The sequence below is a fragment of the Streptococcus sp. 20925_1_69 genome (assembly GCF_041432365.1).
Taxonomy (GTDB): Bacteria; Bacillota; Bacilli; order Lactobacillales; family Streptococcaceae; genus Streptococcus.
Window position 1 is genome coordinate 100,042 of sequence record NZ_JAPVZL010000005.1, and the last position, 14,301, is coordinate 114,342.

General features: G+C 41.6%; 13 protein-coding genes. 11 read left to right on the top strand and 2 right to left on the bottom strand.

The window, feature by feature from the left end; genetic code table 11:
• The gene (gene coaA / locus O3601_RS04920) at positions 1-921 is read right to left on the bottom strand and encodes a type I pantothenate kinase (RefSeq protein ID WP_371471466.1); all 921 of its coding nucleotides are present in this window, start codon (positions 919-921) and stop codon (positions 1-3) included.
• 199 nt (positions 922-1,120) lie between these two features.
• Here coaA and O3601_RS04925 point away from each other — a divergent pair, with 199 nt between their 5' ends.
• The 9 genes from O3601_RS04925 to O3601_RS04965 all read left to right on the top strand — a co-directional run bounded on the left by O3601_RS04925 (position 1,121) and on the right by O3601_RS04965 (position 9,472).
• Complete coding sequence (locus tag O3601_RS04925; protein ID WP_371471468.1) at positions 1,121-1,525, top strand: hypothetical protein; 405 nt, start codon at positions 1,121-1,123, stop codon at positions 1,523-1,525.
• Positions 1,526-1,718: 193 nt separating this feature from the next.
• Positions 1,719-2,309, top strand: a complete 591-nt coding sequence (locus O3601_RS04930; RefSeq protein ID WP_371471469.1) for a class I SAM-dependent methyltransferase — start codon at positions 1,719-1,721, stop codon at positions 2,307-2,309.
• Positions 2,306-3,583: a pyrimidine-nucleoside phosphorylase gene (locus O3601_RS04935; protein ID WP_371471471.1), complete on the top strand. Its 1,278-nt coding sequence runs from the start codon at positions 2,306-2,308 to the stop codon at positions 3,581-3,583. The genes O3601_RS04930 and O3601_RS04935 overlap by 4 nt, the downstream gene beginning before the upstream one ends.
• Before the next feature lie 19 nt (positions 3,584-3,602).
• A complete protein-coding gene (gene deoC / locus O3601_RS04940; RefSeq protein WP_371471472.1) occupies positions 3,603-4,265 on the top strand; it encodes a deoxyribose-phosphate aldolase in 663 nt (220 codons plus the stop codon).
• On the top strand, positions 4,252-4,641 hold the full coding sequence (locus tag O3601_RS04945) for a cytidine deaminase (RefSeq protein ID WP_371471473.1): 390 nt from the start codon (positions 4,252-4,254) through the stop codon (positions 4,639-4,641). The genes deoC and O3601_RS04945 overlap by 14 nt, the downstream gene beginning before the upstream one ends.
• Before the next feature lie 89 nt (positions 4,642-4,730).
• On the top strand, positions 4,731-5,783 hold the full coding sequence (locus tag O3601_RS04950; RefSeq protein ID WP_371471475.1) for a BMP family protein: 1,053 nt from the start codon (positions 4,731-4,733) through the stop codon (positions 5,781-5,783).
• 143 nt (positions 5,784-5,926) lie between these two features.
• Positions 5,927-7,462: an ABC transporter ATP-binding protein gene (locus O3601_RS04955; RefSeq protein ID WP_033681960.1), complete on the top strand. Its 1,536-nt coding sequence runs from the start codon at positions 5,927-5,929 to the stop codon at positions 7,460-7,462.
• Positions 7,455-8,513: an ABC transporter permease gene (locus tag O3601_RS04960; protein WP_000038670.1), complete on the top strand. Its 1,059-nt coding sequence runs from the start codon at positions 7,455-7,457 to the stop codon at positions 8,511-8,513. The genes O3601_RS04955 and O3601_RS04960 overlap by 8 nt, the downstream gene beginning before the upstream one ends.
• Before the next feature lie 2 nt (positions 8,514-8,515).
• Positions 8,516-9,472 (top strand): ABC transporter permease, encoded by a 957-nt coding sequence (locus O3601_RS04965; protein WP_000029124.1) that lies wholly within the window; start codon positions 8,516-8,518, stop codon positions 9,470-9,472.
• Positions 9,473-9,505: 33 nt separating this feature from the next.
• Here the strand turns inward: O3601_RS04965 and plsY are convergent, their stop codons facing one another.
• Entirely contained in the window at positions 9,506-10,147 is a 642-nt protein-coding gene (plsY, locus tag O3601_RS04970; protein ID WP_371471479.1) for a glycerol-3-phosphate 1-O-acyltransferase PlsY, read from the bottom strand.
• Positions 10,148-10,282: 135 nt separating this feature from the next.
• Between plsY and parE the strand changes: the two genes are divergently transcribed.
• Complete coding sequence (gene parE, locus O3601_RS04975; protein ID WP_371471481.1) at positions 10,283-12,226, top strand: DNA topoisomerase IV subunit B; 1,944 nt, start codon at positions 10,283-10,285, stop codon at positions 12,224-12,226.
• A 14-nt stretch (positions 12,227-12,240) separates the two neighbouring features.
• Positions 12,241-14,268 (top strand): class I SAM-dependent DNA methyltransferase, encoded by a 2,028-nt coding sequence (locus tag O3601_RS04980; protein ID WP_371471535.1) that lies wholly within the window; start codon positions 12,241-12,243, stop codon positions 14,266-14,268.
• Positions 14,269-14,301 lie beyond the last annotated feature (33 nt).

Sequence of the window (14,301 nt, forward strand, 5' to 3'; positions counted from 1 at the left end):
TTATTTTTTTAAGTAAATTTCATCGATTTCATGGTTCTTGCTTTTATGAAGAATCACTTCCGCACGATTTCTGGTCGGTTCAATATAATTTTGTAAATTTGTGAGATTGATACTGGTCCAGACCTGATGGGCAAAGGATTCCACTTCCCCAATCGGCATTTGAGTAAAACGATAGTAGTAGCTATCGGGGTCGTTTTGGGCTAGGCTCAGCATTTTCAAGAAACGGTCGAGATACCAACTTTCGATATCATCTACTGAGGCATCAACATAGATGGAAAAGTCAAAGAAGTCAGTAATGTAGAGACGCTCGTTTTGTGGATTTTGAAAGACATTTATTCCCTCAACAATGACAAAATCAGCAGCTTTGACGCTTTGCTTTTCCTCGGGTACGATGTCGTAGACTTCATGAGAATAGACAGGAATATCTACATTTTGTCCATTTTTGATATGATCCAGGAAGTTGAGAAGAGCTTCCATATCATAGCTTTCAGGAAATCCCTTGCGATTTAAAATCCCTTGTTCAATCAAGGTCTGGTTGGGATAGAGAAAGCCGTCAGTTGTTACTAACTCAACCGTAGCATCTGTAAGGGTGCGGGACAGTAAGATTTGAAGTAGGCGACTGGTTGTGGATTTTCCAACGGCAACACTCCCAGAAACCCCAATGATAAAAGGTTGAGATTTGCTTTCACGTTGAAGGAAAATCCCTTTTGAAAAGGCCAAATCATCCTTGGTACGCTTGTAAATCTGGATGAGATGGGCTAGGGGAAGATAGACATCGGTAACATCCTGTAAACTGATCTGGTCATTAAAACTCTTGATCGATTCTAACTCCTCTTCTGTCAAAGGAGGTGTTGTCTTTCGATGTAACGATTGCCAAGTCTGGCGGCTGATTTTTTCAAAATGTAAAAATTCGTTGGTCATTTGTTTTCCCCTAGATATTTTGTTTATCATACCATAAAAAGCTAAAAAAATAAAGCGGTTTCTTGATAATGGTAAGCCAATATCGTATAATAGAGATAGATAGAGACTGACCAATTTAATGATGAAGTAGGAGATGTTTCAATTGATTTATAAGCTTATAAAGGGGGCTTTTTAGTTCACAACTTATAGGAGGTGTGCTATGAAAATCTTAAAACATTACATATTGGAACTCTGTTTTATTTTAAGTTTTGCTCTACCTTTTATAAAAGGGGCGAATTCGGATAATGGTAGACGTTTTGTGGAAACCTATTACGGTTTTACTTTTTTGATGGAACATGCCATTGTAACAGCTGTCTTTATCTGTTCGCTCTTGATTACTTTCTTCCTAAAAAAACGGTGGATGAAATGGCTTGCTGCTGGTAGTTATGTCTTTTTAGTCCTATGGATTGCTACAGAGGGTTATTTCTTCCGCATGTCACTGGAAGATTTGATACGACTTTGGACAAGTTTGGAATTCCTGACACAAACTTATCAGTTGGGCTTTTACCTAAACATCTTGTTGGGAATTTTGTTGATAATAAAGTATTTTAAGGTTAAGCAATAGAAATAATATAGATGATAAACTTTTTGTTTTTATCTGGACTGTGATATTTATAGTTCGAAATGGTTTATTATTTATAAGTGTTGAAAGAGAATGAAGAAAAGGTCTTTGTGACTAGCTTTCTTCAGTTTTTTTCGTTTTATTATCAATTTGTAAACGATTTACAATTTAAGTAAAATTATGGTAAAATAGTTTCATGAGTAAAATGTATTATGCAGAAAATCCTGACGCTGCTCACGACATTCATGAGTTAAGAGTGGACTTGTTGGGAGAAAAAATGACCTTTTTGACGGATGCGGGTGTTTTTAGCAAGAAAATGGTTGACTTTGGAAGTCAACTCTTGCTCAAGTGTCTTGAGGTCAATCAAGGAGAAACTGTCCTTGATGTAGGCTGTGGTTACGGGCCTTTGGGTTTGTCCTTAGCTAAGGCTTATGGAGTTCAGGCGACCATGGTTGATATCAATAATCGTGCCTTGGATTTGGCTCGACAAAATGCTGAACGAAATAAAGTAGAAGCGACGATTTTCCAGTCTAACATCTATGAACAAGTTGAAGGACATTTTGATCATGTGATTTCTAATCCTCCTATCCGTGCAGGCAAGCAAGTAGTTCATGAAATCATTGAGAAAAGTAAAGATTTCTTGAAAACTGGTGGGGATTTGACAATTGTTATCCAGAAAAAACAAGGGGCACCAAGTGCTAAATCCAAGATGGAAGATGTGTTTGGTAATTGTGAAGTCGTTAAAAAAGATAAGGGATACTATATCCTTAGAAGTGTGAAAGAATGAGAGCAGTTGATTTAATCCAAAAAAAACGAGACGGTCAAGAACTGATATCAAGTGAAATTGAATGGCTAGTTGAAGGCTATGTGTCAGGAACGGTTCCTGATTATCAGATGTCTGCCTTTGCTATGGCTGTTTATTTCAAAGGAATGACAACTCGAGAAATCTCTGACCTAACTATGAAAATAGTTCAGACAGGCCAAGAGTTTGATTTATCAGCTATTGATGGGGTTAAGGTTGACAAGCATTCTACGGGTGGTGTTGGTGATAAGGTGACCTTGATTTTAGCTCCTCTTGTTGCTAGTTTTGGTGTGCCTGTGGCAAAAATGAGTGGTCGTGGTCTCGGCCATACTGGCGGTACAATCGATAAATTGGAGTCCATTAAGGGCTATCAAGTGGAGCGCAGTCAAGAGTATTTTATTCGTCAGGTTCAGGACATTGGTGTATCTGTCATTGGGCAATCAGACCAGCTGGTCAAAGCGGATAAGCTTCTCTATGCCCTTCGTGATGTGACCGCAACTGTTGACACGATTCCTTTGATTGCCAGTTCGGTGATGAGCAAGAAAATTGCGGCAGGAGCGGATGCTATTTTGCTAGACGTGACTGTCGGTGAGGGTGCCTTCATGAAGACGGTTGATGAGGCGCGTGAGTTGGCTCAAACCATGGTGGAACTTGGTAAGGCAGTTGGTAGAAAAACGGTAGCAGTGATTACGGATATGAGCCAGCCTTTAGGGCGTGCTATTGGAAATCGTCTGGAGATCCTTGAAGCACTGGAGATTTTACAAGGTCAAGGACGTCAGGATATTACCCATTTTATATGCGAACTGGCTCAAATTATGCTTGGCCTTGCAAATGTTAACAAAACAGTTGAAGAAGTTCGCCAACATCTTGAAAATGGCCAAGCGCTGGCTAAGTTTGAGGAAATGGTCCAAGCCCAAGGTGGAGACTTGGAAGACCTCTATCGTCCTGTAAATGTAGCCCATGTGGTGGAAATCCCTGCTCAGGAAACGGGTGTCATTTCAGCTCTTCCAGCAATGGAATTTGGGCTTTATGCTATGAGACTGGGGGCAGGCCGTGCAGTCAAGTCTGATGCCTTGGACTATGAAACAGGAATTGTTTTTGAAAAGAAGGTTGGAGATTCCGTTCAAAAGGGAGAAATTGTTGCAAAAGTATACACAAATGGAAAAATTTCTCCTCAGCTAGTTACAGATTTTCAAAAATATGTTAAAATAAATGATAGGGTGCAAAGTTTACGAGAAATCATAGAAATAATCTCATAAACTGCAGGAGAATCCGAATATGAAATTAAATAAACATATCGATCATACGCTTTTAAAACAAGATGCAACAGAAAATCAAATTGATTGTTTGTTGTCTGAGGCTAGGGAGTATGACTTTGCCAGTGTTTGCGTTAATCCGATCTGGGTTGAACATGCTAAAAAAGGGCTTGAAGGTACAGATGTCAAGGTCTGCACAGTAGTAGGTTTCCCCTTGGGAGCAACAACTTCAGCTGTGAAAGCTTTTGAGACAAAAGAAGCTATCCAAAATGGGGCTGATGAGATTGATATGGTAATCAATGTTGGGGCTCTCAAATCAGGCAATTTAGCCTTGGTAGAGTCAGATATTCGCGCAGTAGTGGAAGCAAGTGGTGACAAGTTAGTGAAAGTCATTATTGAAGCTTGCCTGCTGACCGACCAAGAAAAAGTTGTGGCTTGCCAATTAGCTCAAAAAGCAGGAGCTGATTTCGTTAAAACATCTACTGGCTTTTCAACAGGTGGTGCTACAATAGCAGATGTCAAATTGATGCGCGAAACAGTTGGACCTGATATGGGAGTCAAGGCTGCCGGTGGAGCTCGTTCTTATGCAGATGCTCTTGCCTTTGTGGAAGCAGGTGCGACCCGTATTGGAACGTCAGCTGGGGTAGCCATTTTAAAAGGAGAATTGGCAGATGGCTACTACTGAGTTGATTGAACTAGCAATTGAAACCAGCAAGAAAGCCTATGTACCTTATTCCCACTTTCCAGTCAGTGCTGTTCTAGTGGCAAAGGATGGAAAAATTTATACAGGTGTCAATATCGAAAATGCTAGCTATCCTTTGACCAATTGTGGTGAGAGAACAGCCATTTTTAAGGCTGTATCTGAAGGGCAAAGAGAATTTTCAGAGCTGATTGTTTATGGTCAAACTGAAAAACCGATTTCACCATGTGGTGCTTGTCGCCAAGTAATGGTCGAATTTTTTGAACAAGATCTAAAAGTGACCTTAGTCGCAAAAGATAAATCGACGGTCGAGATGACGGTCGGGGAATTACTTCCATACTCTTTTACAGACTTAAATTAGTCTGAGTCGCTCTCTGAGTGGCACGGTCCTTGTGGCCAACCAATCCATACTTGCAACATCGTTGCACATCTTATTTAGGAGGTTCAGTAATGAACAAGAAACAATGGCTAGGTCTTGGCCTAGTAGCAGTGGCAGCAGTTGGACTTGCTGCATGTGGTAACCGCTCTTCTCGTAAGGCAGATTCATCTTCTGATGTGAAGACAAAAGCAGCAATCGTCACTGATACTGGTGGTGTTGATGACAAATCATTCAACCAATCAGCTTGGGAAGGTTTGCAGGCTTGGGGTAAAGAACACAATCTTGCAAAAGATAAAGGTTTCACTTACTTCCAATCAACAAGTGAAGCTGACTACGCTAACAACTTGCAACAAGCGGCTGGAAGCTATAACCTAATCTTTGGTGTTGGTTTTGCCCTTCACAATGCGGTTGAAGAAGCAGCTAAAGAACATTCTGACTTGAACTATGTCTTGATTGATGATGTGATTAAAGATAAAAAGAATGTTGCTAGTGTAACTTTCGCTGATAATGAATCAGGTTACCTCGCAGGTGTTGCAGCAGCTAAAACAACTAAGACAAAACAAGTTGGTTTTGTAGGTGGGCAGGAATCAGAAGTTATCTCTCGTTTTGAAGCAGGATTCAAGGCTGGTGTTGCGTCAGTAGACCCATCTATCAAAGTACAAGTTGACTACGCTGGTTCATTTGGTGATGCTGCTAAAGGTAAAACAATTGCAGCCGCACAATACGCAGCTGGTGCAGATATTGTTTACCAAGTAGCTGGTGGTACAGGTGCAGGTGTCTTTGCAGAAGCAAAATCACTCAACGAAAGCCGTCCTGAAAACGAAAAAGTTTGGGTTATCGGTGTTGACCGTGACCAAGAAGCAGAAGGTAAATACACTTCTAAAGATGGTAAAGAATCAAACTTTGTTCTTGTATCTACTTTGAAACAAGTTGGTACAACTGTAAAAGATATTTCTAACAAGGCAGAAAAAGGTGAATTCCCTGGTGGTCAAGTAATCGTCTACTCATTGAAGGATAAAGGGGTTGACTTGGTAACAACTAACCTTTCTGAAGAAGGTAAAAAAGCCGTTGAAGATGCAAAAGCTAAAATCCTTGATGGAAGCGTAAAAGTTCCTGCAAAATAATGGATGGAAGTTATTTCTTAGGAAGCGGCCATCGGCCGCTTTTTTAAGAATTGAGACAAAGTCATTTTGTCTCAGTAAAGCTTGCTACTAGATAAACTAGCAAGTTTTATTGAAATAAAATAAGACTCTGAAAGGAAGAGCACATGGCACACGAAAATGTCATTGAGATGCGTGATATTACCAAGGTGTTTGGTGAATTTGTTGCTAACGACAAAATCAACCTGCACCTACGAAAAGGTGAAATTCATGCACTTTTAGGAGAAAATGGGGCTGGTAAGTCCACGCTCATGAACATGTTAGCAGGGCTTCTTGAACCAACCAGTGGTGAAATTGTGGTCAACGGTCAAGTTGTCAACCTCGACTCACCATCAAAAGCGGCTAGCTTGGGAATTGGAATGGTTCACCAGCACTTTATGTTGGTAGAAGCCTTCACAGTGGCTGAAAACATCATTTTAGGAAGTGAATTGACTAAAAATGGTGTGCTAGATATCGCTGGAGCTAGCAAAGAAATCAAGGCTCTTTCTGAACGTTACGGCTTAGCTGTAGATCCTTCTGCCAAGGTAGCAGATATCTCAGTTGGAGCCCAACAACGTGTAGAAATTTTAAAAACCCTTTATCGGGGGGCTGATATCCTTATCTTTGACGAACCAACGGCTGTTTTGACTCCATCAGAAATTGATGAGTTGATGGCTATTATGAAAAATCTTGTCAAAGAAGGGAAATCAATTATCTTGATTACCCACAAGTTGGACGAGATTCGCGCAGTTTCTGACCGCGTTACAGTTATCCGTCGTGGGAAATCAATTGAAACCGTCGAAATTGCAGGGGCTACCAATGCTGATTTAGCAGAAATGATGGTGGGACGTTCTGTTTCCTTTAAAACAGAGAAGCAAGCCTCCCAACCAAAAGAAGTGGTCTTGTCTATTAAAGACTTGGTGGTCAATGAAAACCGCGGTGTCCCAGCTGTGAAAAATCTGTCCTTGGATGTTCGTGCTGGAGAGATTGTTGGTATTGCGGGGATTGATGGAAATGGTCAGTCTGAACTGATTCAAGCCATCACGGGTCTTCGCAAGGTTGAGTCTGGTAGCATCGAGCTAAAAGGAGATTCAATTGTGGGCTTACACCCACGACAAATTACAGAACTAAGTGTTGGGCACGTTCCAGAAGACCGTCACCGTGATGGTTTGATTTTGGAAATGATGATTTCTGAAAATATTGCCCTTCAAACCTACTATAAAGAACCACATAGTAAAAACGGAATTTTGAACTATTCAAATATTACTTCTTATGCTAAAAAGCTAATGGAAGAGTTTGATGTTCGTGCTGCCAGTGAATTTGTTCCTGCAGCAGCACTCTCAGGAGGAAATCAACAAAAAGCAATTATTGCTCGTGAAATTGATCGAGATCCTGATCTCCTTATCGTCAGCCAGCCAACTCGTGGGTTGGATGTCGGTGCCATTGAATATATCCACAAACGCTTGATTGAAGAGCGTGATAATGGCAAGGCTGTCCTTGTTGTCAGCTTTGAATTGGATGAGATTTTAAACGTCTCAGACCGTATTGCTGTTATCCATGATGGTAAGATTCAAGGTATTGTATCACCAGAAACAACCAATAAGCAAGAACTTGGTGTCTTGATGGCTGGTGGAAACTTGGGAAAGGAGAAGAGTGATGTCTAAAAAATTACAACAAATTTCGGTTCCCTTGATTTCTGTCTTCCTAGGAATTTTACTTGGAGCCATTGTTATGTGGATCTTCGGTTATGATGCCATCTGGGGTTATGAAGAATTGTTCTATACAGCCTTTGGTAGCCTGCGTGGGATTGGGGAAATCTTCCGTGCCATGGGGCCTTTGGTCTTGATTGGTCTTGGTTTTGCTGTTGCCAGCCGAGCAGGTTTCTTTAACGTTGGACTTCCTGGTCAGGCTTTGGCAGGTTGGATTCTCAGTGGTTGGTTTGCCTTGTCGCATCCAGATATGCCACGTCCCTTGATGATTCTAGCGACTATCGTGATTGCCTTGATTGCTGGTGGGATTGTCGGAGCGATTCCAGGTATTCTTAGGGCCTATCTAGGGACGTCAGAGGTTATTGTAACCATCATGATGAACTACATTGTCTTGTATGTAGGGAATGCCTTTATCCATGCCTTTCCTAAAGATTTCATGCAAAGTACAGATTCAACCATTCGTGTTGGGGCTAATGCAACCTATCAGACACCTTGGTTGTCTGAGTTGACTGGTAACTCGCGGATGAATATTGGTATTTTCTTTGCCATCATTGCAGTTGCAGTTATTTGGTTCATGCTCAAGAAAACAACTCTTGGTTTTGAAATCCGTGCGGTTGGTCTTAATCCACATGCTTCAGAATATGCTGGTATTTCTGCCAAACGAACAATTATCCTCTCAATGATTATCTCAGGTGCCTTGGCTGGTCTTGGTGGAGCTGTTGAAGGACTTGGAACCTTCCAGAACGTCTATGTTCAAGGGGCATCTTTAGCTGTTGGATTTAACGGTATGGCAGTTAGTCTACTTGCGGCCAACTCACCAATTGGTATTCTCTTTGCAGCCTTCCTATTTGGTGTTCTCCAAGTTGGAGCTCCTGGTATGAATGCGGCGCAGGTACCGTCTGAGCTTGTCAGCATTGTAACAGCGTCTATTATCTTCTTTGTCAGTGTTCATTACCTTATCGAACGCTTTGTCAAACCGAAAAAACAAGTTAAAGGAGGTAAGTAAAGATGTCTATTACAACCTTGCTCACCCTCTTGGTGTCTTCTATGCTGATTTACTCAGCGCCCCTCATCTTTACAAGTATCGGTGGTGTTTTCTCTGAACGTGGTGGTGTGGTAAACGTCGGTCTTGAAGGAATTATGGTTATGGGTGCCTTTTCTGGAGTTGTCTTTAACCTTGAATTTGCAGAACAATTTGGAGCAGCAACTCCATGGCTATCCTTGCTTGTAGCAGGATTGGTTGGTGGTCTCTTCTCTATCATCCACGCAGCAGCGACGGTTCATTTCCGTGCAGACCATGTTGTCAGCGGTACGGTATTGAACTTGATGGCGCCAGCCTTGGCTGTTTTCTTGGTGAAAGTTCTTTATAACAAAGGACAAACTGACAACCTAAGTCAGACTTTTGGACGCTTTGATTTCCCAGTCTTGGCAAATATTCCAGTTATCGGTGATATCTTCTTCAAGTCAACTAGTTTACTTGGTTATCTGGCCATTGCCTTCTCGTTCCTTGCTTGGTTTATCCTCTTCAAGACTCGATTTGGTCTTCGCCTCCGCTCTGTCGGTGAACACCCTCAAGCAGCGGATACCTTGGGAATCAACGTTTACAAAATGAGATATTTAGGAGTTATCATTTCAGGATTCCTAGGTGGAATTGGCGGAGCGATTTATGCTCAATCCATCTCAGTTAACTTCTCAGTAACAACTATTGTTGGGCCTGGATTTATCGCCCTTGCTGCGATGATTTTTGGAAAATGGAATCCAATCGGAGCCATGCTATCTAGTCTCTTCTTTGGACTTTCACAAAGTTTGGCCGTTATCGGTTCGCAATTGCCGTTCCTGCAAGGAGTGCCAGCGGTTTACCTTCAAATCGCACCTTACGTTTTGACAATTCTTGTCTTGGCAGCCTTCTTTGGGAAAGCAGTTGCACCAAAAGCAGATGGTATCAACTATATCAAATCAAAATAAGCATACAAAAAACGTCAGTACTGTACTGACGTTTTATTTTTTTGGATGTTGGTGAGTTAGGTTCAATCCCCAAGGGACCAAATTTTCAGTTTTATTTTTGATGCGTGTGATATTATCCTTATGTCGAATGATAATCAAGCTAGCAAGTGCTAGGATAATAGCAATGAAGAGAGGGTCATAGTGACTCAGGATAAAACCAACAAGTGGAAAGAGTAGAACCCCTATAACAGCCGCGATAGATGCTGTGACACTAGAGAGTGAAATCATGCTACCAAGATAGAGGGTTCCGAAGAAAACAACCGCAAGGTAGAGACAGAAGACAGGTGCAAAACCGAAAATCACTCCCGCACTGGTTGCGACAGCCTTGCCACCCTTAAATCCTGCAAAGATAGGGAAGGTATGGCCAATAACAGCCAAAAGTCCAAAGATGAGAGGCGAAACGCCTTGCAGATGGAAAATAATCGGAAGAAGGGTTGCTAGGGTTCCTTTGAAAAAATCAATTACAAAGGTCGCCATACCAGCTTTCTTACCTAAAATGCGGAAGGTATTAGTTGTCCCAGTGTTACCAGAACCATGTTCGCGCAGATTGATTTGAAAGAATACTTGTCCAATCCAGAGACCAGACGGAATCGAACCCAGCAGATAGGCTAGGATTAATAAAGCTATTGTAATCATACTCCTATTATATCATGAAATGGAGAAGAAAGGCAGAGAATCTCTTCTGAAATTGTCACAGCGGAGAAAGAAAAATTTTGCAAAATCCTTAGAAAACCTGTAGAATAGTAAAGATGAACGAATAGGAGGTTCCTTGTGTCAAAAAAGGAAATCAATATTAATAATTATAATGATGATGCCATTCAGGTGCTAGAAGGGTTGGATGCGGTCCGTAAACGTCCAGGGATGTATATCGGATCAACTGATGGGGCAGGTCTCCATCACCTAGTCTGGGAAATCGTCGACAATGCAGTTGATGAGGCCTTGTCTGGATTTGGTGACCGTATTGATGTCACCATCAATAAAGACGGGAGTTTGACTGTGCAAGACCATGGTCGTGGGATGCCGACTGGAATGCACGCTATGGGGATTCCAACAGTTGAGGTAATCTTTACCATTCTTCACGCCGGAGGAAAATTCGGTCAAGGTGGTTATAAGACATCAGGAGGTCTTCACGGGGTAGGATCTTCCGTTGTAAACGCCCTATCAAGCTGGTTGGAAGTTGAAATTACTCGTGATGGTGCAGTTTACAAGCAACGTTTTGAAAATGGTGGAAAACCTGTCACGACTTTGAAGAAAATCGGTACAGCGCCCAAGTCTAAAACAGGTACTAAAGTTACTTTTATGCCTGATTCGACTATCTTTTCTACGACAGACTTCAAGTACAATACCATTTCAGAACGTCTCAATGAGTCAGCCTTTCTCTTGAAAAATGTTACCTTGTCTTTAACGGACAAGCGAACAGATGAAGGGATTGAATTTCACTATGAGAATGGGGTACAAGACTTCGTTTCTTATCTAAACGAAGACAAGGAAACCTTGACACCGGTTCTTTACTTTGAAGGGGAAGACAATGGCTTCCAAGTAGAAGTAGCTCTTCAATACAATGATGGATTTTCAGATAACATCCTATCCTTTGTCAATAACGTTCGTACCAAGGACGGTGGAACACATGAGACTGGACTTAAGTCTGCCATTACCAAGGTCATGAATGACTATGCGCGTAAGACGGGACTTCTCAAGGAAAAAGATAAAAACCTTGAAGGCTCAGACTATCGTGAGGGACTAGCGGCCGTTCTTTCTATCTTGGTTCCTGAAGAACATTTGCAGTTTGAAGGCCAGACCAAGGACAAACTAGGAAGTCCACTAGCTCGTCCTGTTGTGGATGGCATTGTGGCTGATAAGTTGACATTTTTCCTTATGGAAAATGGGGAACTAGCTTCTAACCTTATTCGCAAGGCTATCAAGGCGCGTGATGCTCGTGAAGCGGCTCGTAAGGCGCGTGATGAGAGCCGAAATGGCAAGAAAAATAAGAAAGATAAGGGCTTGCTGTCTGGTAAATTGACCCCAGCCCAGTCCAAGAATCCTGCTAAGAATGAACTCTATCTAGTCGAGGGGGACTCTGCCGGTGGTTCTGCCAAACAAGGCCGTGACCGCAAGTTCCAGGCAATCTTGCCCCTTCGTGGTAAGGTTATCAATACAGCCAAGGCCAAGATGGCGGATATCCTCAAAAATGAGGAAATCAACACGATGATTTATACCATCGGTGCGGGTGTTGGAGCAGACTTCTCCATTGAAGATGCCAACTATGACAAGATCATTATCATGACCGATGCGGATACAGATGGTGCCCATATTCAAACACTTCTCTTAACCTTCTTTTATCGCTACATGCGTCCGCTAGTCGAAGCAGGACATGTCTATATTGCCCTCCCACCTCTCTATAAGATGTCCAAAGGTAAAGGCAAGAAAGAAGAAGTGGCCTACGCTTGGACGGATGGAGAGCTAGAAGAACTCCGCAAGCAGTTTGGTAAAGGTGCTACACTCCAACGTTATAAAGGTCTTGGTGAGATGAATGCGGACCAGCTCTGGGAAACAACCATGAATCCAGAAACTCGTACCCTTATCCGTGTCACCATTGAAGATCTGGCTCGCGCCGAACGCCGCGTCAATGTCCTCATGGGAGACAAGGTTGAACCACGACGTAAGTGGATTGAGGATAATGTCAAGTTTACGCTTGAGGAAGCGACAGTGTTTTAATGAAAGAAAATAATATGTTAGTAAACTGGAAATTAGAGTCGGATGTGAATGACTATGTGAAAAAGCAGTTTGAAAATCTTGGTTTGAAAAAATTACAGGATTATAATGAAGAATCTGCGATGAGTGCTTATCTCAAAGAGGCGCTTAAGGGGGCGGCTAAGACGCAAACTAAGACTAATTTTGGAAAACCAGATTTTCATATTGAAAAATACAAACAAGTTCCTATCTTGATTGAAAACAAACTCAAATTATCTAAGCTAGTTGCTCAAACAAAGGACGGTATTAAGTTTGATGATAAATCAATTAGTGATTTTGCAGTGAATGGAGCTTTGCATTATGCGAGGGCAGTTATTGATAGTGGTAAATATCATGAAGCCGTCGCAGTTGGTGTTGCAGGTGATAATGAAGAAAATGTGACTATCAAAGTTTATTATGTCTTTGGTTCTGCTCCTAATGCCTATAAAGAGTTATCAAAGGTAACGACTTTTGATTTTTTAGAAAATGAGTCCACCTTTGAGATATTCTACAAAGCTGCTGTTTTGAGCGAAGAAGAAAAACACCAAATTCTGATTGATAGTCAAGCGACTTTGCAAGGCTATGCTAAAAAGCTCAATAAATTGATGCACAACCATAATATCACAGCTCCCCAACGGGTGCTTTATGTGTCTGGTATGCTATTATCTATGCAGGATATCGTAGATTGTAAAGGCAACAAGGTTGATGAGGGCTTAATACCTGATGATTTAAAGGGTGTACAGTCTGAAACCAAGCGTGATGGTAAGAAAGTAGTTGATCAAATCAAGGCTTTCCTAGATGAACGTGAAATCAATGAAGACAAGAAAACTCTCATGTTAGCTTCTTTTGGAGAAATTTCCAAAGATAGCCAGCGTGATGAGTTGACTACCAATGATAAAGAAGTAGCACAACTTCTCCCTCAAAAGGAAAACTCTGTTACCAAGCAAATCTTCACTTTTATCTATGAAAATATTTTTAAATCCATTGATGGTTTTGGGGGACATATCGATATTATGGGGGAGATGTACTCCGAATTTCTCAAGTATGCTTTGGGAGATGGAAAAGAAATTGGTATTGTCCTGACCCCTCCTTATGTTACCAAAATGATGGCGCAAATTCTGGGGATAACAAGTGAGAGCAAGGTTATGGATTTGGCGACTGGTTCGGCTGGTTTCCTCATTTCAGCTATGGAGTTGATGATAGACCATGCAAATGCCAGTTTTGGGAAGGGGACTTCTCGAGCCAACGAGGAGATTGCGAAACTCAAGAAAGATAATCTGCTAGGAATAGAACTTAATGCAGAGATGTATACCTTAGCGACAACCAATATGATTCTTCGTGGATATGGGTCTAGTCGAATTGAAAAAGGTTCTGCCTTCAATCGTCCTGAGAGTCTGTTTACGGATTTTAAAGCTAATCGTGTCTTGCTGAATCCACCTTTCTCTTATGAAGAAAATGGTCTTCCCTTTATAGCCTATGGTTTGGATAAGATGGAGCATGGTGGTCTAGGTGCTATTATCATTCAAGATAGTGCTGGTTCTGGTAAGGCGATAAAGACAGCTCAAGCTATTTTGAAAAAGCATACCCTACTTGCTTCTATCAAAATGCCCGTGGATCTTTTTGTTCCCATGGCAGGGGTCCAGACTTCTATCTATATTTTTAAGGCACATGAGGCACACGATTACGACCAGACAGTTAAATTTATTGATTTTAGAAATGACGGTTTTAAGCGTGCTAAGCGGGGGATTTCAGAGGTTGATAATCCTATCCAACGTTACCAGGATGTGATTAAAATTTATAAGGCTGGCAAGAGGGCAGAGGTAAGTAAAGAACTGTGGGATTTGGATGCTATCTTTATAGAGGATTTTATCACTGACAAAGGAAATGATTGGAATTTCGAACAGCACCAGATCATTGATACAAAACCAACCTTGGACGATTTTAAAAAGACTGTTGCCGACTACCTAGCTTGGGAAGTAGAACAACTCCTGAAGAGTAAGGGAGAAGATAGCTCAAAAAAAGCCTAAGCCCCAGACTCGCAAAGTTAGAGGAAGACTTTG

What these genes read in the sequence shown, in the direction of transcription:
- coaA (WP_371471466.1), bottom strand. Translation starts at nt 921, where the DNA reads ATGACCAACGAATTTTTACATTTTGAAAAAATCAGCCGCCAGACTTGG.
- O3601_RS04925 (WP_371471468.1), top strand. Translation starts at nt 1,121, where the DNA reads ATGAAAATCTTAAAACATTACATATTGGAACTCTGTTTTATTTTAAGT.
- O3601_RS04930 (WP_371471469.1), top strand. Translation starts at nt 1,719, where the DNA reads ATGAGTAAAATGTATTATGCAGAAAATCCTGACGCTGCTCACGACATT.
- O3601_RS04935 (WP_371471471.1), top strand. Translation starts at nt 2,306, where the DNA reads ATGAGAGCAGTTGATTTAATCCAAAAAAAACGAGACGGTCAAGAACTG.
- deoC (WP_371471472.1), top strand. Translation starts at nt 3,603, where the DNA reads ATGAAATTAAATAAACATATCGATCATACGCTTTTAAAACAAGATGCA.
- O3601_RS04945 (WP_371471473.1), top strand. Translation starts at nt 4,252, where the DNA reads ATGGCTACTACTGAGTTGATTGAACTAGCAATTGAAACCAGCAAGAAA.
- O3601_RS04950 (WP_371471475.1), top strand. Translation starts at nt 4,731, where the DNA reads ATGAACAAGAAACAATGGCTAGGTCTTGGCCTAGTAGCAGTGGCAGCA.
- O3601_RS04955 (WP_033681960.1), top strand. Translation starts at nt 5,927, where the DNA reads ATGGCACACGAAAATGTCATTGAGATGCGTGATATTACCAAGGTGTTT.
- O3601_RS04960 (WP_000038670.1), top strand. Translation starts at nt 7,455, where the DNA reads ATGTCTAAAAAATTACAACAAATTTCGGTTCCCTTGATTTCTGTCTTC.
- O3601_RS04965 (WP_000029124.1), top strand. Translation starts at nt 8,516, where the DNA reads ATGTCTATTACAACCTTGCTCACCCTCTTGGTGTCTTCTATGCTGATT.
- plsY (WP_371471479.1), bottom strand. Translation starts at nt 10,147, where the DNA reads ATGATTACAATAGCTTTATTAATCCTAGCCTATCTGCTGGGTTCGATT.
- O3601_RS04980 (WP_371471535.1), top strand. Translation starts at nt 12,241, where the DNA reads ATGTTAGTAAACTGGAAATTAGAGTCGGATGTGAATGACTATGTGAAA.